We start from the raw sequence: 22845 nt of genomic DNA, 5'->3' as shown, positions 1-22845 counted from the left end.
CGAGCGCCTGATCGTCGCTGCCCGACGCGCGAACATTGGAACCCTCGGCGAGAGGATGAGTTTCTTTTCTTGGGAGACATCGACCACAAGAAAAAAGGAACGACGATGACCAAAACCTTATCCGCTTTGACGGCGCTCGCCGTCGCGCTCGGCGCATCGGCCTCGATGGCGCAATCGCCGGCTGGAATTCCCGCCGACCCGAACACCAATCAGAACAAGCAACCTGGCCCGAGTGCGACGACGCCGTCTGATCCGGCGGCCGGAAGCTCTCCTTCGGCCCGCGTTCCGACCTCGCCTCCCGGAACTGGAAGCTCCGCGAGCGAGGGCATGAGCACAGGTGAGGGCTTCGAGTCGCCCGCCGGCATCCCGGCCGATCCGAACACCACCGAGAACGTGCAGCCGGGTCCGAGCACGGGCACACCGTCCGATCCGGCCGCAGGCTCGAAGCCGGCCGCGCGCGTGCCGACGGCGCCGATCCGATAACCGGCATCGAACGCCTGCAGGCAAACCACATGCAGGCAATCCAAGGGCTCCTGAGATCGCCACGCCTCAGGAGCCTTTTTCGTGGAGAGGTGGAGTGGCAGAGCGCGCCGCTCCGCCTTGACTTGCACTCTCGCGCCTCACAGAATTCCTGAAGATCAGGCTCTAGCGGTTGATCTTAGGGCGCATGCGGCTGTTCGGGAATTTCATCTGCGCGTCGAAGCAATGTAGCCGGTTGAGGCCCCGCTGGGTGTTGTCCGCTCTCGCCCACGCAACGCTTTGCCTGATGCTCTCCATCCTGCCCGTTGAGGCGGCCGGATGGTCTCCGGAAAAGTCGGCTCGGGCCGACGCTCTGATCGAGCAATTTCTGGCCCGCGTGAATGCGTCCGGCGAAGCGTTTCCGAAGCCGGCTCTGGCACTCGCGATCGGGACGGAAAGCGAGGCTGTGCTTGCGAAGGGTTATGGCGAGACGTCGCCCGGCGTGCCGGCCACCGAGCACACGGTTTTTCATGTCGGCTCCCTCGCCAAGCAGTTCACGGCCGCCGCCGTGCTCGACCTGATCGGCCGCAACGCGACGCTGCGCGACGGAACGCCCGTCACGCTCGACCTCGCGCTCGCTCAGATTTTCGAAGGCGTCGCGCATTGGCCGGGGCTGGATGCCGCGAGCGATGCTCAGCCGGTCACGCTCCGAAGCTTGCTGACCATGACGTCCAACCTCCCGAACTTCACGCGGCTGCCGCCCTCCACGACGAACCCGTGGGGACGGATCGGCGCGCCGGAGCTGCTGTCCGAGCTCAAGAAGCTGAAGCCATCCGGCTGGCCCAATACGTTCGAATATTCGAACACCAGCTACTTCCTGCTCGCCGAGGCGATGGAGGAGGCCATCGTCCCGGGCGAAACGGCACCCCACGCGCACCGCGATGTCCTGCGCCGCGAGATCTTCCCACGCGCACATCTGACCGAGACCGGGTTCGTCGGAGACTACGCGGCAGGCGCCGTGGTTGCGCGTCCGATTTATCGCCGCCGGCCGGTGTTCGATCAGCCCGACTGGCTGAAAGGCAGCGCAGACGTCGCGAGCTCGGCCGCCGATCTCTATGCCTGGAATGCCGCGCTCATGTCAGGGCACGTTCTGCCGCCCGAGTTGCTCGCGCTGATGGTGTCCGATGGCGCCCGCGTCACGCCGGAACTCTATTACGGCATGGGCTGGTTCGTGGAGCACCGCGCTGGCCGCGATGTGTTCACGCACTCCGGCCTGGTGCCGGGCTTCACGTCCTACAACCTGATCGCCGCCGAAACGCACCACGGCGGCACGCTCGCCGGCACGTGGACATCCGTAACGCTGTTGATCAACACCGACGTGATCGACGGGCTCGATACCCTCGCCGAGGATCTGCTCCGTCTCGCGTCCGAGTGAAGACGCGCCCTACGGTCTATGATCCGCCCGCCCCCGAGCGCTGCGAGAACGCAGCCCCTTCCGTGTCGCGGGCGTTGACCTCGATCACGTCGCCGGGAGCGCCGCCGTAGCTGATACGGAAATGCGGGTTCTCCGAGATCGAAATTCCGCCTTCCATGCGGAACAGCAGCGCCCCCGCGCTCCTCACTTCGAGATCGTTTACGAAACGCGCAGGCACGTAACCGCGCGAATCCGGATCGAGCTGCAATCCGGTGAAGTTGGGATGGCGGATCATCACTTGCGCCTCGCGAAAAGCTTCGCCGCGCGCCGGTTCGTTCTTCGCTTTGATGTCGATTTTTCCGAGCCCCGCAAGCGCGGCTTCGAGATCCTTGGACGGCGTCGCCGAGCATCCGCCCGCACCCGAAATGAAGCGCGAGGACATGTGCAGCCGCCCATCCGCCGTTTCGAGCACGGCTCGGACCTTGGAGAACGAGTCGAGCCGGATGCGCGTCGCGAGCTGGCGCTCGCCGATATCGGGTCCGCGCCGGAATGCGTCGCCGAACTTGAACGTCGCTGCGACTGGAGCCGGGTTGCGGTCGATGAGGAGGGTCAGCGCCACCGCATTCGGCGCCACGGTACTTGGAATGCGGACGTTGATCGGCACCAGGGCCGCGTCCTCAGCGCGCTCCGGGCCGAACAAGGTGATCGCGCCATCGTTTTCGGCGATCTCGCGCGCCCCGAACACCTCTTCCCGCAAGCCGGGCCACAGATCCTCTTCCGCCGAAATTGCTGGACGCGATGTTGCAACAACCCAGGCGCCCGCAAGGGAAGGTGCGGCAAGCGCACCGAGAACAAATGAGCGGCGGGAGGGGAAAATGAAGCATCCGGTCATGGTCAGAGGTCCTTTCTCGATGAGGCCTTGAATGACGGCTCGCTTACCGAGCGCGGCGAATGTGCTGGCCGACCCTTGCGCGATGCGACAATTTATAACATAGGAGATGTTACCTTGTTACACTGAAAGTTTTCATGCAAAACGCGCCCGAAAATTCCCCGATCGTCCGGGTAGTTGCTGCCGTCCTCCTGGCACTGGCGGGGGGGATGCCGCCCAGCCATGCCGGCGAAAGCACGGCCGATGCCGTCCTGGCCGCCGCCGATGGGCGGGCGCTTCAGGGTCTGCTCGACCGCGATCCCGGCGCAGCGGACAAGGTTGCGGCCCGCGCCAAGGCGCTCGGTCTCGATGTGGTGCAGGTTCCGGCAGGCCTGCCCGGAAAAGCACGTGTCGAGGCCCGGGTTTCTGGCGGCGCCAAACCGTTCTCCGATTGCGAGGCCGAAGCGGCCTGCCCGCCGATGGTGGTGATCCCCGCCTCGCCGCCGGGGTTCGCCATCGGCTCGCCGCCCGAGGAGAAGGATCGCTCGGACGACGAAAAGCTGACCGCTGTCAGCATCCGCTCGTTTGCCATCGGCACGCGTCCGGTCACGGTCGCGGAATACAAGGCCTGCGTTGCCGCCTCAGGCTGCAAGCCTCCGGAATGGCTCGAGCCCGGCGGCCAGCACAACATCGAAACCGGATCGAGCCGCTACTACCTCAATCTCGGCGAAGCGCTGACGGCGCCGGGCCAGCCCATCGTGGGGGTGAGCCACCAGGATGCGGTTGCCTACGCCAAGTGGCTCGCGACCAAAACCGGCCATGCCTATCGCCTGCCGTCGGAAGCCGAATGGGAGCTGGCCGCACGCGCCGGCACCCGCACCGCCTTTTGGTGGGGGGATACGCTGCCCGCCGATGGCGTCGCGCGAGCCGCCTGCGTGGGGTGCGGGAGCGAGTGGGACAGCAAGTCTCCCGCGCCGGCCGACGCCTTTCCGGCCAATTCCTGGGGCTTGCACAACGTGCACGGCAACGTCTGGGAATGGACCGCGGACCTCTACTGCGAGGACTATAGCGCAGGTCCGAAGGACGGTACGCCACGGGTCGTCGATGACTGTCCGCCGCAAGGGGATCGTCCGCCCGCGCGAGGCGTTTACAGCCTGCGCGGCGGATCGGCATTCTATCCCGCCAAAGCCATGCGATCCGCCATGCGGGTCCGCAACGTTCCGGATTTTCGCAACTTCAGCGTCGGTTTCCGCGTTGCCCGCGATCTGGTGCCCCGCGATCCGATGCCATGACGAAACCAATGGAATGAGCCATGTCCTTGCGTGAGATTGCGTCATTGCGTGAGAGGGTCGGCCTCAACCGCTCGCTCGGACCAAGCAAGTCCGAGTCGCTGAGCGCGACCATCATCCGCAACATCTCGATCGTGCTGGTCGTGACGCTCGTCATGAGCGGTCTCGTGACCTACTGGCAGGCCGCAACGAAGGTCGAGACCGAAGTCAGCGCCGCTCTGTCGATCGCTGAGAAAACCGTGCGCAAAGTGGTGCAGGAAATCGCCCACGACGACGAGCCGCGCCTTCAGCTCGTGCGCCTCGTGCGGGTGTTCGACGGCAACCGCCACGTGAAGGCTACTTTCATCGAGCCGGAGCCGATCGGTGCGCGTATCTCGAGCTTCGTGGCGCCGGCGGAAGAGCTCCCCGACTGGTTCTATTCGCTGATCGCCCTCCCGCCTGAAGTCATCCACATCCCGTTGCCGGACGATCTGAAGCCGTACGGCGCATTCGAATTGCAATCCGAGCAGCGCGGCGAGGTGGGCGAAGTCTGGGACGATCTGCTCCTGAAGCTCGCGATCCTGAGCTTCTTCTGTGCGCTCGTCTCGACGCTGGTCTACATCACCGTCGGCCGTGCGCTGGAGCCGCTCCCCAAGCTGTCGAACGCCTTCGAACGCCTCGGCGGCGGCGACTATGGGGTACGGGTCGCGGAAAGCGGCCCTACCGAGCTCGCCAAGCTCTGCTCGGGCTTCAACGAGATGGCCGGCCGCCTCGGCCAGATGGAGAAACGAAACCGCGAGCTCAACGAGCAGCTCGCGACCGTGCAGGACGAAGAGCGCGCGGATCTTGCGCGAGACCTGCACGACGAGGTGAGCCCGTTCTTGTTCTCCGTCGACGTCGATGCCTCGAGCATCCGGCAAATGGTCGAAAACCCGCAGGCCGAAATAGAAAAGCCCGTCCTCGCGGCCCGCGCGGATGCCATCCGCGACGCCGTCGCCCACATGAAGAAGCACGTGAAGTCGATTCTGAGCCGGCTGCGCCCCACGGCACATCTGGAGCTGGGGCTCGCCAACGCCATCGAGACGCTGGTCGCCTCCTGGCAACTGCGCAATCCCGATGTAACCTTCAACGTCGAGGTCACGGACCGGGGCTGCGGCCAGAAGCTCGACACCGTCATCCACGGCATCGTGCGAGAAGCCATCAGCAACGCCTTCAAGCACGCAGAGCCCACCGAACTCGACATTGAGGTGACGCGCAACGAGGACGACGATGTGCGCGTTGTCGTCCAGGACGACGGTGGCGGTTTGAAAGCCGCGAGCCTGTCGAGCGGCTTCGGTCTCATTGCCATGCGGGAGCGCGTGACGGCGCTGGGCGGAACGGTAGAAATTAAGAACAGGGACGATTTGGCGGGTGTTAGGGTCGATGTCCGGCTGCCGATACGGGAAAGCTATGCCGCATTCGACGGATCTGCCGTTCCGGGGGGCAACACATGAAGGTTCTCGTCGTCGATGATCACGCGGTTGTTCGCCAGGGGGTCCAGCGCCTCCTGTCGGCGATCCCGAATGCGGTGGTGTTCGAAGCCGCGACCGCGCACGAAGCGCTGGCGCTCGCCCGCAAGGAGAGCCCCGACGTGGTCGTGCTCGATATCAACCTCGAAGGCGCGAGCGGCCTCGAGCTGCTGCGCCGGTTGCGGATCGAGAATCCGGCGACCCGCGTGTTGATGTTCTCGATGCATTCCGAGCCGATCTATGCAAACCGTGCCCTCAAGGCCGGCGCATACGGCTACGTCTGCAAGAGCGCGGGCGCCGAGGAGCTGACGACAGCTGTTCTGCGGGTTGCCGACGGCGAGCGCTACCTCGACAGCACCATGGCCGGCGAATTGGTGATGAGCAGCGTTCGCGCCGAGGATCCGTTGCGCAAGCTGACCAATCGCGAGATCGAAATTCTGCGCATGCTTGGCGAAGGAAAAAGCCTGCAGGGTATCGCCGATGCAATTGGCATCGCCTACAAAACCGTCGCCAATTCCTGCGGTCGCATAAAGGAAAAACTAGATTTGCCGCGGACATCCGATTTGATCCGCTTTTCCATTGAGAACCGCCGAAATTGATCGGTTTTCTGCAAGGCGTCGTTTTTGCCGCCTGAATTGCCCGGGAAGTAATCCCATAAGAACCCCCTAAAACACTTACGTAATTGGCGAAACGGGCCCCTCAATCACGTCTGTGTGATCGGGAAACTTGGCAATCGACATCGGGAGCTAATCCCATAGTGCAAGACATTGGTCGTGCCTATGGTTTGCCGGCTTGCAGTATGGCTGGGGCGTCGAAACGACCGCTCTCCTCCTTTGGGTTCTTTCGGCGCCCAGCTCTTTCCCAAGCACAGTTATTCCTGCCTCAAAAAGAGGTCAGCACGCACGATTGAAAAAGTTTGGATGCGCAAGACGATCGCGGCCGAAAGCGCCGTTGATGCGGTTTTGCGTAATGCGGGATCGCGTTTTTTGGCCAAGCCAAAATGGCCGGGAAGCGAGATGGGGTGAATTTCAGAAAACGGCTGGGTTTAGAGGTGCCGTCTGAAAGTCATCGAAAACTAGGAGAGGAAGCACAATGAAACAGAGGTTAGCCTTTGTAGCGGGCAGCGTAATTGCTGCTCTGCTCGGTATGAGCGGGCCTGTGCTCGCAAACGCCGAGATCGAGAAGAACGCGAAGAATGAAAATCTCTGGCCCGCCCCGGGCCGCGACAACAAGCTCACGCGTCACTCGACGCTGAAAGACATCAATACGTCGAACGTAAAGAAGCTGGAGTATGTCTGGTCGCAATCGACGGGTGCTCTGCGTGGTCACGAGGGCCAGCCGGTCGTCGTCGAGCACAACGGCAAGCCGATGATGTATTTCTCGTCGGGCTGCCCCAACATGGCCCAGTGCAACATCCTGCAGGCTCTTGATCTCTCTGACCCTGACAACCCGGTTCAGATCTGGAACTACGTCAAGACCACCGATCGCGATGAATCGGCCGTTCCACGCGCCTGCTGTGACACCGTTCACCGCGGCGTCAACTACGCGGCCGGCAAGGTCATCTATCACACCCTCGACGGCTTCGTGATCGCACTCGATGCCACCACCGGCGCCGAGAAGTGGGTCGTCAAGCACGCTTATCCCGAGAAGGGTGAGACGATCACCGGCCCGACGCTTGTGGCTGAGAACCTTGTCATTGCCGGCTTCGGCGGCGACGAGTTCGCGGCTCGCGGACGCCTGACCGCCTACGACATCGAGACCGGCAAGGAAGTCTGGAAGTGCCACTCGACGGGTTCGGATAAGGACGTCTGCCTGACGCCCGACACCAACAAGGCCAATCCGCATTTCGGCACCGCTGGCACCGACATCGGCATCACTTCGTATCCGACGACCAACGACGGTGAGTGGAAGATCGGCGGCGGCGCTTACTGGGCCTGGGGCAGCTATGACCCCGAGCTCAAGCTCGTCTACTGGTCGACCGGCAACCCCGGCCACTGGAGCCCGAGCTATCGCTGCGGCGACAAGACTCACGAAGAGTGCAACACCGGCAAGTGGGACAACAAGTGGTCGATGACCATTTTCGCTCGCAAGGTGGACACCGGCGAGACGGTCTGGGCCTACCAGATGACGCCGTTCGATCAGTGGGACTATGACGGCGTCAACGAGAACATTCTGGTCAACGACCTCGACGTCGATGGCAAGAAGGTGAAGGCGCTGGTTCACTTCGACCGCAACGGCTTTGCTTACGTCCTCGATCGCACGAATGGCACGCTGCTGCGCGCCAACAAGTTCGTGACCGTGGACTGGGCCGAGAAGGTCGATCTCAAGACCGGCCGTCCGATCAAGGTCTACGAGCACTCGCCGTTCGAAGTTGGCCGTAACGTTGCGGCTTGCCCGTCGGCGATGGGCGGCAAGGATCAGCAGCCCTGCTCCGTCGATCCGAAGGAGCCGAACAAGTTCTACTGCCCCACCAACAACTGGTGCATGGAGGACGAGCCTCAGGAGCGCACGCACACGCAGCAGGGCACGGTCTACGTGTTCGCCAACGTGTACATGTATCCTGAGAAGCCTGGCATCTCGGGTAAGATCAAGAAGTTCGACGTCGTGACCGGCAAGACCGATTGGGAAATCCCCGATCCCTATCCGAACTGGTCGGGCACCATGGTCACCGACGGCGGCCTGATGTTCTACGGCTCGAAGAGCGGCCACTTCCGCGCAGTCGACCGTGCCTCCGGCAAGGTGCTTTGGCAGAAGAAGCTCGGCTCCGGCATCATCGGCAACCCGATCACCTACAAGATCAAGGGCAAGCAATATGTCTCGATCTTCGCAGGCTTGGGCGGCTGGATCGGCATCCCTGTCACGGCTGGTCTCGACATGAACGACAAGTTCGGCGCGATCGGTGCGACGGCGATGGCGAAAGCCACCGGCCTCGACAAGATCCCGCAGGGCGGCGAACTCTACACGTTCGCCCTCGGCGAGTGATCGAAGGCTAGAAAACGGGACGCCCGGTGTCTTGCGACACCGGGCGTCTTTCTGCATGACGGACCATTCGGAAGCGTATTTCGAAGTCCGATGATCGGCGCCGCACGCGAAAGAGTGATCGCACTGTGACTGTCCCGAGGGGGGATCCGGACTTGCAGGAGCGGCGCGTCGCCTATATTAGCAACATTATAACATTATAGGTGAAGCGTGAGAAAGCTGCCTCAGGCCCTGCTGCTCGCAACTCTTTCTCTTGTTGTCGCTGTGCCAGCCTTCGCACAGCAGAGGCCGGAGAACTTGCGCTCCTATACCAAGAACAAGTCGTTCGATGAACTGACCTCCGCGGAGCACACGAAGGTGCGCCAGGACGCGCGCAATCGGAAGCTCAGCATTCTCCGCGTCTGTGCTGACCCCGGCAATATGCCGCTCTCGAACGCGAAGGCGGAAGGCTATCAGAACAAGATCGCGCAGATTCTGGCCGAGGATCTCGGCGGCAGCGCGAGCTTCTTTTGGCGCCCCTATCACGAGCGCGGGCTGACCCGCGAGACATTCCAGAACGACGAATGCGATATCCTGATGGATATGCCGATCGCGCTTCAGGACCTGCTCACGACGGAACCGATCTACAGCACGACCTATGTGTTCGCGTCTCGCGAGGACAAAAAGCTCGACATCAAGAGCCTAGACGACCCGCTGCTCAAGACACTGCGCATTGGCGTGTTCCAGCATTCCGGGCTGCGCGAGGCGCTCGAGCGTCGCGGCCACAAGAACCTGGACCTCCACATCATCGCTTACGACACGGATCTGCAACCGAAACATCAGCCCTGGCAGCAGGTGCAGAAAGTCATCGACGGTGAGCTGGATGTGGCCGGTGTCTGGGGACCGTTTGCCGGCTGGCTGAAGACACAAAGAAAAGAGCCGATCGTCATTCAACCGGTGAACCTCTGGGAGAACGAGGTTCCGATGGAGTTCGAGCTGGCGATCGGCATGCAACGCAACCAGGTCATGCTGAAGTACATGATCGATTGGGCGCTGAGCCGAAAGAAGGAAGAGATTGCCGCTGTGTTGAAGGAGTACGGCGTACCGCTCGTCAAGTGTTCCAAATGCGCGGTGGATGGAGACCTGCCTTCGCACGGCTCTTACTACGATCGTATCCGCAAGGTTTCGCAGGATCGCTTCCTGAAAGAGGCACCGCGCGTCCCGCCGAGCGACAAGGCTTCGCCCGACCAGATCGTGACGGAAGAGCGCCTCGAGGCTTGGTTGGCGGAAGGCGCCGATGTCAACCAGGAACTCGTCAACGCGATCATCGGCAAGGATCTCGACCGTATCCGCTTCCTGATCAAGAAGGGCGCCGACGTAAATGCTCGCGATTCGGGTGGCTTCACGCCGCTCGATACGGCTGCCCGCAACCGCGCTCCGAGTCTGATCGAGATCCTGGTCGACGCAGGTGCGGATCCCAACACGCCAGACGCGGACGGATTTTTCCCGCTGCTGCATGCCATCAACCGCAATCACGTGCCCACGGTCGAGATGCTTGCGAAAAAGGGCGCGAACCTGGAGCTCAAGACCAAGCAGGGTATCACGCCGCTCTCGTGGGCCATCGGCGACGGCAAATACTTCGCAGCTAAGGCGCTGATCGATCTTGGCGCCGACGTGAATGCGCCGTCCGGCATCGAGAACGTGACGCCACTGATGGTGCTGGCGACGCAGCTCGCAGCCAAGACCCGCTCCGGCAATCTCGCGCAAGGCCCGCAGCCGCTCGATCTCGCGCGCCTGCTGGTCGACAAGGGCGCGAACGTCAACGCCCTTTCAAAGGACAACGTCAACGCCGTCATGATCGCGGCCGGTCACAACAACGCGCCGATCATCGGCCTTTTGGCGGGAGCGGGCGCCGACCTCGAAACGAAGTCCTCGAACGGCCAGACGGCGCTCGAAATCGCGACCGGTGCAGGCTTCGACGCCGCCGTTGGCGCCTTGAAGCTGATGCAGAAGTCGCCCGGGCGCGCCGCCAAGACACCGGTCGATCCGGGCCTGCCTAACTGAGCAAATTCATGAGACGAAACAGAAGGCCATCGATGCATATCAGGACCATCGCCTCCGCCACGTTCGCCCTTCTGTTGGGGTCGGCCGCGGCCGCACCGGCCGGCGCCTTCACGATCTTCGTCACCAATGAGAAGGACAACACCGTCACGGTGCTGGACGAGTCCCTGAAGATCATAAAAACGATCCAGACAGGGATGCGTCCGCGCGGTATCCGCATCACGCCGGACTTCAAGGAAGTGCTCGTCTGCATCGGCGACGACAACCGGCTCGACGTGATCGACACCGCGACGCTCGAGATTTCCCGAACGTTGAACTCGGGGCCTGATCCCGAGCTGCTCGACGTGTCGCCGGACGGCAAGCGGATCTACATCGCCAACGAGGACGAGGGCTACGTCACGGTTATGGAGGCTGCCGACGGCAAAGTCCTGGCCGAGATCATGATCGGGGTCGAGCCTGAGGGCATGGCGGTGGCGCCCGACAACAAAATCACGGTGGCCACATCCGAGCAGACGAGCATGGCGCACATCATCGACAACGAAAAGCTCGAGGTTTTGGAAAACATCCTCGTCGATACCCGTCCGCGCGAGGCGCAATTCACGAGAGATGGTCGCCACGTGTGGGTCTCGGCCGAGATCGGCGGCACGGTGTCGGTCATCGATGCTGCGACCTATAAGGTGATCAAGAAGTTCGGCTTCACGATTCCCGGCGTCAACCCGGAGCTGATCCAGCCGGTCGGCATCGAGATGTCGAAGGACGGCAAGCTCGCGTTCGTCGCGCTAAGCCACGCCAACCGCGTCGCCGTCGTCGATACGAACACCTTCGAGATCAAGAATTACATCCTGGTTGGCCAGCGCCCCTGGCATATGGCCGTGCACCCGGACGGATCGCAGCTGTTCGTCGCCAACGGACTGACCAACGACATGACGGTGGTCGATATCGCCACCCTGAAGCCGCTCCGGTCGGTTCCGGTCGGGCGCCTGCCCTGGGGCATTGCCATAAAGCCTTGACCGCAGCGAGCGGTAGAGGTCGAGAACGGGAATTTCTCCCGCCTGTTTGAAGCGCACCGAGGGTGATACCCTCATGGGGCTGCGAGGAGGTTGCTATACAATGAAAATTCTAGTGGTCGATGATCACGCCGTGGTGCGGGAGGGCATTCGCCGCCTGCTCGCGACCATTTCCGGCGCCGAGATCCACGAGGCCGCAACCGCCCAGGATGCGATGAACCTCTCGCGCGCGATCAATCCCGATGTGGTCGTGCTCGATATCAATCTTGATGGGTCGAGCGGGCTTGAGCTGTTGCGCCGTCTCAAGGCCGAGAACGTCGCGTCCCGCATCGTGATGTTCACCATGCATTCGGAGCCGAGCTATGCCATGCGCGCCCTCAAGGCCGGCGCGGCGGGCTATGTCAGCAAGAGCGCGGAAGCAGGAGAGCTCGTCACGGCAGTGAAGAAGATCGCGTCGGGAGATCGCTATCTCGATCGCTCTATGGCAAGCGAGCTGGTGTTCAGCTCGGCCTTCACCGAAGATCCGTTGCACAAGCTGTCGAACCGCGAGGTGGAGATTCTGCGTCTGCTCGGCGAGGGCAAGAGCCTGGCCGAGATCGCAGCTACGTTCGGGATCGCCTACAAGACGGTCGCGAACTCCTGCAGCCGCTTGAAGGAGAAGCTCGGCGTCGAGCGCACGGCCGATCTGATCCGCCTCTCCGTCGAGCGCCGCATCAAGTAGGAAGCGCCCGCGAATCCTCCACGCGCTGTGATCTTCGGGCTCGCTCGAGGATCACGACCAGACCATGATCGCTTCGGACCTTATCAGTCCGAAGCGTGAATCATCGGTCTCATCAAGAATCTTGAGCGTGATTGCAATTCGAAGAAGGGCAGTCACGCTCCAGAACGCGGATTAGCGCGACAGCCGTTCTTTGGTTAGCGTCTTCGCAAGCTCGACGGCGGGCTGGTCGAACGGATCCAGCTCCAGAAGCCGCCCCGCCAAAATCGTCTCGATCATGAAATGCATGAGCAGCGCGCCGACCGAGCGCTCGTCGAGCGTATCGATATCGAAGGTTCTGACTGGCCGGCCCGCCTGCGTCAGCGCTTCTGCGATCGCATGGGCCTGCGCATCGACCACGTCGCCGAGCGTCTTCCCGCCGAGGAAATCCTGCCCGGCGAGTTTCGCGAATTCGGCGTCGAGAACCGGACCCGCACCGGCACTTGCGACGCGCACGACGGTCACCGCGATCTCGCGCGGGCCGTCCATGAACAGCTGAAGCTGGCTGTGCTGGTCGAGCGGCCCGAGCGCCGGAACCGGCGTGGTGCCTTCGCCGCCCTTGCCGAGGCTTTCCGCCCACAGCTGCACGTACCATTCCGAGAAACGGCCGAGGCGGTCGTTATAGGGCATCATGACGAGCGTGCGGATGCCGCGCTCTTTCGATAGCCCGACGGCCGTCGCCGCGCCGATGGCAGGTGCGAACGCGATCGGGAACGATGCGTTGACGAGGCTGTCGATCACCTCGCGCGCGCCTTCGCGGATCTTGCGCGCATCGAGGCCGCGCGCGATTGCCGGCATCAGGCCGACGTTGGTGAGGCACGAGAAGCGCCCGCCGATCCCCGTGTGATGCTCAAGCATCGGAACGCCGAGGCTGCCGAGCAGCGCCCTGAGGCCGTTCGTCTTGCCAGGTTTGTCAGGCTCGGTGATGCCGAGGAAAAGCTGCGGGATCTTGCTTTCGAGGCCCGCCGCCTTGATTGCCGACAGCGTTGTGATCAGTTGCGCCAGCGTTTCGGTCGTGCCGCCGGATTTCGACGTGACGACGAAGCGCGTCTTCTCGAGATCGAGGCGAGCAAGCCCGGCCGAAAGCGTGAGCGGATCGAGATTGTCGTAGAAACGCGTGCGGGGACGAGGCCGGTTCTGGCGCCCGGCCGAGCAGCAGGAAACGCCCGGCAGGTTCCAGCCCCCAAGCTGCGCCAGCGTCTGTCCGCCGAGCCCCGATCCTCCGGTGCCGAAAAACACGACGGTCTCCGCGTCCTGGCAGAGCTTGTCGAGCGCGGCCTCCGCTGCGTCGAGGTCGGCCGTCTCTTCGGCAATTCTGAGCAGCGGCAGGCGTCCGCTCGCGTGGTCGGCCTTGAGGTCGTGCAGCGCGGGCTTGAGCTTCTCGAGCCATCGGCCGAGTTCACTCTCCGAAAGGCCGTGCTCGCCGATGGCGCCCGAAAGGCAGCCTGCAATCGACTGGCGATAGGAGGGGGAGGCGAGAGAGCTGGATGAGGTCATGGCGTCCTGATGGGCATGGCGTCCCCATAACCTGCGAGGAACCGCCTTGGTTGCCGCGTGGAGGTAGCCTTTTTTGCTCCGTTCGCCAAGCGATCTCCCTCTCCCCGCGGCTGGGGAGAGGGTTGGGTGAGGGCATACGCTTGCGCGAAGGAGAGTTCTGCCCCTGACTGAGGGCAGAAGGGCTGGCTCAGCCCTTCTTGTCGGCCGCTGGAGCCGTTGCCGGCTGGCCGACGATCGTCACGATCAGGTTGTTGGTATCGAGCAGGCGCTTGGCGACGCGCTTGGCGTCGTCGAGCGTGACAGCCTCGATCATCTTGTTGCGGTTGTCGATGTAGTCGGGTCCGAAATCGTCTTCCAGAAGGCCGAGCAGCTGGCTTGCGATCTTCGAGTTGGTATCGAAGCGGAGCGCATAGGAGCCGGTCAGGTATTTCTTGGCGTTCTCGAACTCGTCCGGCGTCGGGCCTTCGTCGGCCACCTGCTTAAGCTCCTTGCGGATTACGTCGAGCGACTGCTGGATGGCATCCGCGCGGGTTGCCACGCCGCCGGAGAAGATCGACGTATGCCGGAACGGCTGAATGTAGCTATAGACCGAATAGGCGAGGCCGCGCTTCTCGCGGACTTCCTCCATCAGACGCGAAGCGAAGCCGCCGCCGCCGATGAGCTGGTTGAGAACGAATGCGGCCATGAAGTCCGGGTCCTTGCGGGGCATGGCGGGCAGGCCGAATACCGCGACGGACTGCGGAACGTCCATATTGATCCACTTTTCCTGGGCGCCCGAGACCGGCTTGGTCAGCGGCACGTCCGCAAGCTCTGCCTTTTCCGGGAGATCGCCGAACACGTCGTCGAGCAGCTTGCCGAGCTGTTCCGGCGTGATGTCGCCGACCGCCACGACCTTGAGATTGCTGCGCGCGAAGATCCGCTTGCGATAGGCTTCGAGATCGTCGCGCGTGATGGCGGTGACGGTTTCTTCGGTTCCCTGCGACGGGCGGCCGTAGGAGTGCCCGGAGAACGCGGTCGCGTACCATTCCTTTGCCGCGACCTTCTCGGGATCGCGATCGGAATAAACGAGGTTGGCCAGCAGCTGCGCGCGGATGCGCTCGACCGCATCCTGGTCGAAGCGCGGCTTCGTCAGTGCGAGCTTCAGGAGCTTGACGGATTCGTCGCGGTTCTGCGTCAGCGTCTCGAAGTTGCCGTAAAACGCATCGCGGCTGTCCTCGTAGCGCATGCGCATCGCGAGCTCTTCCATCTTCTCCTGGAAGTCGCTTGCCGGGATGTCTCCCGCGCCCTCGTCGAGCATCGCCGAGACGAAGTTGGCGACGCCGTCCTTGCCTTTCGGATCCTGCGAGTTGCCGCCTTCGAACGAGAACTTGAGCGCCAGCAGCGGGTTCTCGCGGGCTTCGACCAACCAGGCCTCGATACCGCCCGGACTTTTGACGACTTGGATTTTCATGGCGTGAGCGGGCCTGGAAAAAGAGAAGAGGAGGGCGAATGCGAGGACGGTCAACGAGAGCGCGATGTCGATGCGGGGTAGACGCACGAGCGAGCGGTTGAGCATGGGCATTGGGATGTCCTTAAAGTGCTCCCGGAAAAGTGTGAAGCGGTTTTCCAATAAGGAGCACTGCCAACTTAGAGTGTGCTCCCGGAAACTTCTGAAGCAGATCTCGACGGAGCCGTGCGAACAAGTCATGGCGGAGCCGTGCGAACGAAAGTTTCCGGGCGAGCACGATTGGTGAAGAGCCCTATGAGCGGCTCTTTGCGCCCGGCTGCTCCGCACGGACATTGCCTTCCGTCGACGGGCGCAGATAGCCCGTCACCGAGCGGCGAACATCGAGATAGGTTCCTGCGGCGCGCTTGATGTCGTCGACCGTCACCTTGGAGATGGCATCCGGCCAGCCTTCGATCTGCGCGACGGAGCGGCCGAGCGCGAGGCCCCAGCCGTAACGCCGGGCGAGCGAGGCCTGGTCGTCGTTCTCGTAGATGTAGTCGGCGATATAGCTCGACTGCGCGCGCTTGAGCTCGGCTTCCGTGACGCCATTGTCGCGGATCTCCGCCAGCACCTTGTCGATTGACGCTTCGATCTGCGGAAGACCGGCTGTTCCTGCTTCGACGGCGTAGAGGCTGATCGTTCCATAATCGAGGCCCGAGCCCGAGTAGCTGCCGCCTGCGGACGAGGCGATCTTCTCCTCGACGACGAGGCGCTTGTAGATCCGGCTCGTCGCGCCGTCTGCGGCGATCTTCATCAGAAGGTCGAGCGCTTCGGCCTCGCCGGGCTTCGCGGTGATGTAGCTCGGCACGACGTAGTCGCGATGGAACGAAGCCTTGCCGGCCCGCGGATCGCTGTATTCGACGCGCCGCGCTGCGCGCTGCGGCGGATCCTGCGGACGCTCGCGCGTCGCCCCGACCGTGGGGTTGGCAGGGATCTGGCCGTAGGTCTTTTCGGCGAGTGCGCGCACTTCATCGGCGGTGACGTCGCCGGCAACGACGAGGATCGCGTTGTTGGGCGCGTAGAAGTGTTTGTAGAAGGTCATCGCATCCTGCGGCGAAAGCTTCGCCATCTCGTGCTCCCAGCCGATCACCGGGATGCCGTAGGGATGCGAGTAGTAGAGCGCCGCGTTCATCTGCTCGTCCATGATCGCAGCCGGGTTGTTCTCGATGCGGCTGCGCCGCTCCTCGAGGATCACGTCGCGCTCGGTCAGAACCTCTTTCTCGGTGAGGCGCAGATTGACCATGCGGTCGGCTTCCATCTCCATGACGGTGCCGAGGCGGTCCTTGGAGATGCGCTGGAAGTAGCTTGTCACGTCGTGGCCGGTGAAGGCGTTGTCGTTGCCGCCGAGGCGGGCGACGATCTTCGAGAATTCGCCGAGCGGAATCTTGTCCGTCGACTTGAACATCAGATGTTCGAGAAAGTGCGCGATGCCCGAGACGCCCTTCGGCTCATCGGCCGCACCGACCTTGTACCAGACCATGTGCGTGACGACGGGGGCGCGATGATCGGGGATCACGACGACCTGAAGCCCGTTGGCGAGCTTGAATTCGCTGGTACGGGGCTGGGCATGAAGCTGTGAAGGCGCAATGGCGAGCATGATCGAGGCAATCCAGGTAAGAAGGCGCAGTACGCCCGTTGAATGCATCATATGATCCTCGGTGGCGAGATCGGATCCTCGGCGGCGAGTGATCGCGGGGGGAAAACTGCCGTCCGGCGCCGACCGGAAGGGCAGGCAAATACGTGCACGAGATCTCGGCATTCCGGGCGCCATTGTCAAATGACAACCCGTTCATGTCGAAGTGGGAAAAATCACGTTAGGAGAACGGTATATGCAGATCAGAGGATTGATCGGTCAGGGATTTCCCTGAACGCCATGGACGAGCGGGCGGCGCTTCCGCCGCTCATTCCTCGTCGGCGTCGTCGCCCTTGTTCCATATCTGGATGGCCGACAGCACGGACGCGCGGCACGGTCCGAGCGGGCCGGTGGCAAGGTCGGCGTTGTCGTCACCGCGCGCCTTCGCCATCTCGTAGTTCGTCTTGCAGTATTCGGCCTGCTGCTTCTCGAGTTCGGCGCGGTTGGTCTTAGCCTTCTTGTCGGGGTCGTCGACCATCGCCGTCACGTCGTTCGCGGCCGCGTCGGCCGGCTGGCCGGGCTCGGGAACGCGATCGAGGCTCGGCGGCATGACGAGCGGCGCGCGCTCGACCATCTTGGGCTCGGCGGACTTCTGGCCGATGCTGTTGAGCCCGACCGCATCGAAGATCTTGCCGTTGAGCTGGACGTCGTCGGCCGAGCATCCGGCAATGGCCAGCGCAAACGGGATGACCGCGACGGCCACCAAGCGCTTAGCGAATTTCAAGCCTGTGATCATGTTTGATCGCCCGCCCCGTTTTTTGCCCTGCAAACCCGTGCGTTACATCCGACGGGCTAACCCGAGTTTGCGGCGTCATTGCGACTCCCCACGAAGGAGTCATACAAGAGCAACACCACACCGGCAACAATCGCCACATCTGCGATGTTGAAGACATACCAGTAGAACCCATAGGCGTGCAGCGAGAAGAAGTCCGCCACCCCACCGATCAGCACCCTGTCGAGCCCGTTTCCAAGGGCTCCGCCGATGATCAGACCAAGCGCCCAGGCCATCAGCCGGCCGGTTCCGGCGCCCGCGAGCCAGGCCCAAAGGGCGGCAGAGGCGATAACGGAAAACAAAGCCAGAACAAGCTGCCAGGAGGAACTTGAGCCGTCCAGCATCGAGTAGCTGATGCCGGTATTCTTAACAAAAACGAGATCGAAAAAGGAGGTGATCGTCACCCGCCCCTTCTCCTCGATCCGGTAGATCAGCAGCATCCACCACTTGTGCGCCTGGTCGACGACGAACGTCACAACCGCGATCTTGAGCGCGAGGGCAGAATAAGGTCCCCACAACCACCGCGAGAAAGATCCTGCCGCAGCGGTCATGCGTGACCCCGTGAGTCGCGCTCGCGGACGGCAGTGGCATCACGGGCCGACAAGTCCGGAAAATCCGGATCTGACCCCACATCGGTGGTGATCCGCCACGAGCGAGCGCATTTACGTCCTTCCGCACGCTGCGGCACCACGCCGACGCCCGCCACGTCGGGGAGCGTGAAGGCGTTATCCGGCGCCAGCTTGCGCACCAGGGTCGCCGCGCTCGTGATCGAGATTTCGGCGAGATCGATACCCTGGATGGCTTCGAGTGTTGCGGCATCCGTCACGTAGATCTCGGGCGCCGCCTCGAGGCTGGAGCCGATCCGCTTTGCGGCCCGTTCTAGTTCGAGCGCACCGGTCACCACGCGCCGCACATCGCGTACGCGCTCCCACTTCTCGGCCAGCGCGTCGTCACGCCAGGCTTCGGGAACGTCGGGGAAGGTTTCGAGATGCACGCTGCGCTCGGGTCCATAGCGGTGGATCCAGGCTTCCTCCGCCGTGAAGCTGAGGATGGGAGCCAGCCACGAAGTCACGCAGCCGAAGATCTGGTCGATCACGGTCAACGCCGCCCGCCGCTTCACGCTCGAATAGGCTTCGCAGTAGAGCGTGTCCTTGCGGATGTCGAAATAGAAGGCGGAGAGATCCGTGTTCATGAACGGCGACAGCGCCGCGACGACGCCGCGATAGTCATAAGCCGCGTAAGCGGCACGCACGTCGCGGTCGAGCTCCCAAAGACGATGCAGCATCAGCCGTTCGAGCTCGGGCAGGTCGGCGCGTGCGACCTGCAGCTCCGGCGAGAAATAGTGCAGCGCGCCGAGCATCCAGCGTAGCGTGTTGCGAAGCTTGCGGTAAGCTTCTGCGCCCGATTGCACGATGGCAGGTCCGAAGCGGATATCGTTCGTGGTATCGGCCGACGCCACCCAGAGGCGCAGGATGTCGGCGCCTGACGTTTTCATCACGTCCTGCGGCGACAGCACGTTGCCCTTCGACTTCGACATCTTCTCATCCCCCTTTTCGTCGAGGATGAAGCCGTGCGTCAGCACCACGTCGTAGGGTGCGCGCCCGCGCGTGCCGCTGCTTTCGAGCAGCGAGGAATGGAACCAGCCGCGATGCTGGTCCGAGCCTTCGAGATACATCACGCGATCGCGGCCACCATCACGAACGCGCTTGATGCCTGAGAGGCCGGGGAACTGCTTTGGATCATCGAGCACGAAGGCGTGCGTGGAGCCCGAGTCGAACCATACGTCGAGCACGTCGCGCACTTGCTCCCACTTGGCGGGATCGTATTTCGGCTTGAGGAAGCGCTCAGCCGAGCCGGCCGCAAACCACGCGTCCGCGCCGTCCTTGGCGAACGCGTCGGCGATCGCGGTGTTGACGCTCTCGTCGCGCAGGATATCGCCTTCCTTGAAGCCGTCATGATCGGCCTTGGCGACGAACACGGTGATCGGCACGCCCCATGCGCGCTGGCGCGAGACGACCCAATCCGGCCGATTGGCGATCATGCCGTTGATGCGGTTCTCTCCCGCTTCCGGCACCCACTCGGTGGCTTTGATTTCGTCGAGTGCGATCTGGCGCAGCGTGCGTAGCGGAGCAGGCACGACGTCGCCTTCCAAGGTCTTGAGCGGCGAAAGCGACTTATCCATCGCAATGAACCACTGCGGCGTGTTGCGGAAGATGATCGGCTTCTTCGAGCGCCACGAGTGCGGATACTGATGCTTGAGCCGCCCGCGCGCGATGATGTTGCCGGCTTCGCTGAGCGCCTTGATGACGGCGTCGTTGGCGTCGCCCTTGTCGCCGTTCTCCTTCAGCACGCGCTTGCCGGTGAAGCCGGGCGCCTCCTTGGTCAGCACGCCGTCGGCATCCACGGTGAACGGGATTGTGGTGTCGACGCCGCGGTCACGCAGCGCCTTCTGGTTCGCGATCCAGATGATGTAGTCGTCCGCGCCGTGGCCGGGCGCCGTGTGCACGAAGCCCGTGCCGGTGTCGTCGGTGACGTGATCGCCGTCGAGGAGGGGGACGTCGAAATCATAGCCGAGCGCAGCGAGCGGATGCGCACTGACGAGGCTCTTGAGGTCTTCAGACGCCACGTCGCTCCGTCGCTCGAAGGCTTCCACCTTCGCAGACTTCATCACGTCGGCCGCGAGCTTGTCCGCAAGAATGTATTTGTCGCCGACCTTAGCCCAATTGTTTTCGGGCGCAGCGGTCACTTCGTAGAGGCCGTATGCGATCTTCGACGAGAAGCTGATGGCGCGGTTGCCGGGGAGTGTCCACGGCGTGGTGGTCCAGATGACGATTGAAGCGTCGAACAGCAAGTTTGCCGCATTCACCATTGGAAATGGCTTCGATGAGTCAAGCCATTCAGGTTTGGTAGCGGTAAGCGCGTCACGAACAGGAAACTTCACCCACACCGCGTCGCTCTGATAGTCCTGGTACTCGACCTCGGCTTCCGCCAGCGCCGTCTTCTCGACCACGCTCCACATCACCGGCTTCGAGCCGCGATAGAGAAGCCCGTTGGCGGCAAACTTCATCAGCTCGCTGGCGATCGTCGCTTCCGCCGCGTAGCTCATCGTGAGGTACGGGTTCGCCCAGTCGCCGATCACGCCGAGCCGCTTGAACTCCTCGCGCTGCACGTCGACCCATTTCTCCGCGAAGCGCCGGCATTCGTCGCGGAACGCGTTGATCGCGGCCGGGTCCGAGAAGTTTGGCTTCTCCTGGCCCTTGGCACGATATTGCTCCTCGATCTTCCATTCGATCGGCAACCCGTGGCAGTCCCAGCCCGGCACGTAGTTGGAATCGAAGCCGAGCATCTGCTGGCTTTTGACCACCAGGTCCTTGAGGATCTTGTTCAGCGCGTGCCCGATGTGGATGTGGCCGTTGGCGTAGGGCGGCCCGTCATGCAGCACGAACTTCGGGCGTCCCTGAGAGGCGTCCCGCAACTCCTTGTAAAGATTGCGCTCCTGCCAGCGTTTGAGGATCTTCGGCTCGAGGTCGGGCAGCCCCGCCCGCATCGGAAAATCGGTCTGCGGCAGATTGAGCGTCTGGCTCCAGTCGCGCCCACCAGCGCCGTCGCTGCCCTTGACGTCGGTTTCCGCCACGCCGTTGCCCTTTGCCATTTCCGCCGTCTTTCATGTCAGGAGGGGGCACGCCCCGGATTTTGGGCCGCCCGCGATTTGCTGGCGTTCTAGCAACCCGAGACGCAGGACGCAAAGCCTGCGCCCCAGGGATTGCGGCGCGTCAGCCGGAAAGCCGCTTTTCGTCGGCCGCCCGGGCCGCCTGGTGGGCCGGACGGGCCTCGAGCCGCTTGACGTAGTCGAGGTATTCCGGCCGCTCAGGCAGCACCTTGAACCCGAGCATATAGCGCACGCCGGAGCCGATCAGCACGTCCGCGGCCGAAAACCGCTCGCCGAGCAGCCACGGCCCCGGGATGAGGGCGGCTGACAGGGTATCGAGCACGTCGGCGGGCTGCCCCCATCCGGCCATCGAGGGCGGGGTCTCCCGCTTCATCGACAGGTCGATGCAGGCCGGCTCGAAGCAGCTTCCGTAGAAGAACATCCATTTGAGGTAGCGGGCTCGCTCGGGCGCATCGATGGCCGGCGCGAGCCTCGCCTTCGGATACTTGTCGGCGAGAAAGGTGAGGATCGCCGGCGCCTCCGTCACCACGGCTTCGTCGTCGCGCAGCACCGGGATCTTGCCCATCGGATTGATCTTCAGGAACTCGGGCGCCTTGTTCTCTTTCTTCTGGAGATCGATCGGCACGATCTCGAACGGCTCTCCGAGCTCGTGGAGCATGTAGTGCACGATCTGCGAGCGCGAATGCGGGTTGTGGTAGAGCGTCAGCATGACCTGCTCCTTATTTGTTCAGCGCCAATCGCCGAGCGCGGCGTTGACGAGGGCAAGCGCGGCGACAGCAGCCGTATCGGCCCGCATGATACGTGGCCCGAGCGAAAGCGCGAGCGCTTCCGGCCGCGCGCGGATCATAGCTCGCTCGTCGGGCGAAAATCCGCCCTCGGGTCCGATCAGCACGGCGACCGGCCCCGGCGAGAGCGTGCCAAGCGCGGCGAGCGGGCTCGCCTGCTCCGCCCCCTCGTCGCAGAAAATCAGGCGGCGCGACGCCTCCCAGCCGTCGATCAGCGACGGAAGCTTCACCGGCTCCGCGACCTCGGGCACGCGCAGGATTCCGCATTGCTCGGCCGCTTCGATGGCGTTGGCCCGCATGCGGTCCAGGTTCACGCGCTCGGCGACGGTGTGGCGCGTGAGCACGGGGGTGAGCCGCGCGACGCCCATTTCCGTCGCCTTCTGCACCATGTAGTCGAGCCGCGACCGCTTCAGCGGCGCAAAAAGGTAGTGGATGTCCGGGCCGCCGGTCTGCGGGCGCACCAGGCTTTGCGCTTCGAGCGTCGCGCCGCGCTTCCCCGCCTCCGCAAGGCGGGCACGCCATTCGCCGTCCCGGCCGTTGAAGATCAGGATCTCGTCGCCGCCCGAAAGCCGGAGAACCGACCGCAGGTAGCTCGCCTGCTCCGGCGTGCAGATGATCTGCGCGCCTGCATTGAGCGGGTGATCGACGAAAAGGCGCTGAGAGGTGAAATCGTGGACTGCCATGGGCAATCCCATAGCCGAT

At 63.2% G+C, this 22845-nt stretch carries 18 protein-coding genes; 9 read left to right on the top strand and 9 right to left on the bottom strand.

Annotated features, from left to right (window positions below; genetic code table 11):
- Positions 1–105 precede the first annotated feature (105 nt).
- Both RCO24_RS04765 and RCO24_RS04760 read left to right on the top strand, forming a co-directional pair.
- Complete coding sequence (locus RCO24_RS04765) at positions 106–483, top strand: hypothetical protein (RefSeq protein ID WP_308960252.1); 378 nt, start codon at positions 106–108, stop codon at positions 481–483.
- 283 nt (positions 484–766) lie between these two features.
- Positions 767–1894 (top strand): serine hydrolase domain-containing protein, encoded by a 1128-nt coding sequence (locus tag RCO24_RS04760; RefSeq protein WP_308960251.1) that lies wholly within the window; start codon positions 767–769, stop codon positions 1892–1894.
- A 16-nt stretch (positions 1895–1910) separates the two neighbouring features.
- Here RCO24_RS04760 and RCO24_RS04755 read toward each other — a convergent pair whose 3' ends face one another.
- Positions 1911–2765: a quinoprotein dehydrogenase-associated SoxYZ-like carrier gene (locus tag RCO24_RS04755; protein ID WP_308960250.1), complete on the bottom strand. Its 855-nt coding sequence runs from the start codon at positions 2763–2765 to the stop codon at positions 1911–1913.
- A 206-nt stretch (positions 2766–2971) separates the two neighbouring features.
- Here RCO24_RS04755 and RCO24_RS04750 point away from each other — a divergent pair, with 206 nt between their 5' ends.
- The 7 genes from RCO24_RS04750 (at position 2972) to RCO24_RS04720 (ending at position 12264) form a co-directional block, all read left to right on the top strand.
- Entirely contained in the window at positions 2972–4033 is a 1062-nt protein-coding gene (locus RCO24_RS04750) for a formylglycine-generating enzyme family protein (protein WP_308960249.1), read from the top strand.
- A 20-nt stretch (positions 4034–4053) separates the two neighbouring features.
- On the top strand, positions 4054–5502 hold the full coding sequence (locus RCO24_RS04745) for an ATP-binding protein (RefSeq protein ID WP_308960248.1): 1449 nt from the start codon (positions 4054–4056) through the stop codon (positions 5500–5502).
- Positions 5499–6116, top strand: coding sequence for a response regulator transcription factor (locus RCO24_RS04740; protein ID WP_308960247.1), 618 nt, complete (start codon positions 5499–5501; stop codon positions 6114–6116). Before RCO24_RS04745 ends, RCO24_RS04740 begins: the two co-directional genes overlap by 4 nt.
- A 493-nt stretch (positions 6117–6609) precedes the next feature.
- On the top strand, positions 6610–8499 hold the full coding sequence (locus RCO24_RS04735) for a PQQ-dependent dehydrogenase, methanol/ethanol family (RefSeq protein ID WP_308960246.1): 1890 nt from the start codon (positions 6610–6612) through the stop codon (positions 8497–8499).
- A gap of 207 nt (positions 8500–8706) precedes the next feature.
- Complete coding sequence (locus RCO24_RS04730; protein ID WP_308960245.1) at positions 8707–10539, top strand: quinoprotein dehydrogenase-associated putative ABC transporter substrate-binding protein; 1833 nt, start codon at positions 8707–8709, stop codon at positions 10537–10539.
- Between the two features lie 32 nt (positions 10540–10571).
- Positions 10572–11546: a PQQ-dependent catabolism-associated beta-propeller protein gene (locus RCO24_RS04725; protein ID WP_308960244.1), complete on the top strand. Its 975-nt coding sequence runs from the start codon at positions 10572–10574 to the stop codon at positions 11544–11546.
- 100 nt (positions 11547–11646) lie between these two features.
- Positions 11647–12264, top strand: a complete 618-nt coding sequence (locus tag RCO24_RS04720; RefSeq protein WP_308960243.1) for a response regulator transcription factor — start codon at positions 11647–11649, stop codon at positions 12262–12264.
- A 171-nt stretch (positions 12265–12435) separates the two neighbouring features.
- Here RCO24_RS04720 and RCO24_RS04715 read toward each other — a convergent pair whose 3' ends face one another.
- From RCO24_RS04715 to RCO24_RS04680, 8 genes are all read right to left on the bottom strand, one after another.
- Positions 12436–13797 (bottom strand): glucose-6-phosphate isomerase, encoded by a 1362-nt coding sequence (locus RCO24_RS04715; RefSeq protein ID WP_308960242.1) that lies wholly within the window; start codon positions 13795–13797, stop codon positions 12436–12438.
- Between the two features lie 187 nt (positions 13798–13984).
- Positions 13985–15358: a pitrilysin family protein gene (locus RCO24_RS04710; RefSeq protein WP_308960241.1), complete on the bottom strand. Its 1374-nt coding sequence runs from the start codon at positions 15356–15358 to the stop codon at positions 13985–13987.
- A 178-nt stretch (positions 15359–15536) separates the two neighbouring features.
- Positions 15537–16931 (bottom strand): pitrilysin family protein, encoded by a 1395-nt coding sequence (locus RCO24_RS04705; protein ID WP_308960240.1) that lies wholly within the window; start codon positions 16929–16931, stop codon positions 15537–15539.
- A 253-nt stretch (positions 16932–17184) separates the two neighbouring features.
- Positions 17185–17652, bottom strand: coding sequence for a hypothetical protein (locus tag RCO24_RS04700; protein WP_308960239.1), 468 nt, complete (start codon positions 17650–17652; stop codon positions 17185–17187).
- A 56-nt stretch (positions 17653–17708) separates the two neighbouring features.
- Positions 17709–18239 (bottom strand): signal peptidase II, encoded by a 531-nt coding sequence (gene lspA / locus RCO24_RS04695; RefSeq protein ID WP_308960238.1) that lies wholly within the window; start codon positions 18237–18239, stop codon positions 17709–17711.
- Complete coding sequence (gene ileS, locus RCO24_RS04690) at positions 18236–21340, bottom strand: isoleucine--tRNA ligase (RefSeq protein WP_308960237.1); 3105 nt, start codon at positions 21338–21340, stop codon at positions 18236–18238. Before ileS ends, lspA begins: the two co-directional genes overlap by 4 nt.
- 121 nt (positions 21341–21461) lie before the next feature.
- Positions 21462–22067, bottom strand: a complete 606-nt coding sequence (locus RCO24_RS04685) for a glutathione S-transferase family protein (RefSeq protein WP_308960236.1) — start codon at positions 22065–22067, stop codon at positions 21462–21464.
- An 18-nt stretch (positions 22068–22085) separates the two neighbouring features.
- The gene (locus RCO24_RS04680) at positions 22086–22826 is read right to left on the bottom strand and encodes a 16S rRNA (uracil(1498)-N(3))-methyltransferase (RefSeq protein ID WP_308960235.1); all 741 of its coding nucleotides are present in this window, start codon (positions 22824–22826) and stop codon (positions 22086–22088) included.
- Positions 22827–22845: the final 19 nt, after the last annotated feature.

Source organism: Hyphomicrobium sp. LHD-15, from assembly GCF_031157355.1.
Taxonomy (GTDB): Bacteria; Pseudomonadota; Alphaproteobacteria; order Rhizobiales; family Hyphomicrobiaceae; genus Hyphomicrobium_C.
The sequence above is the reverse complement of the archived record's forward strand: the minus strand, read 5'-3'. Positions and strand labels throughout refer to the sequence as shown.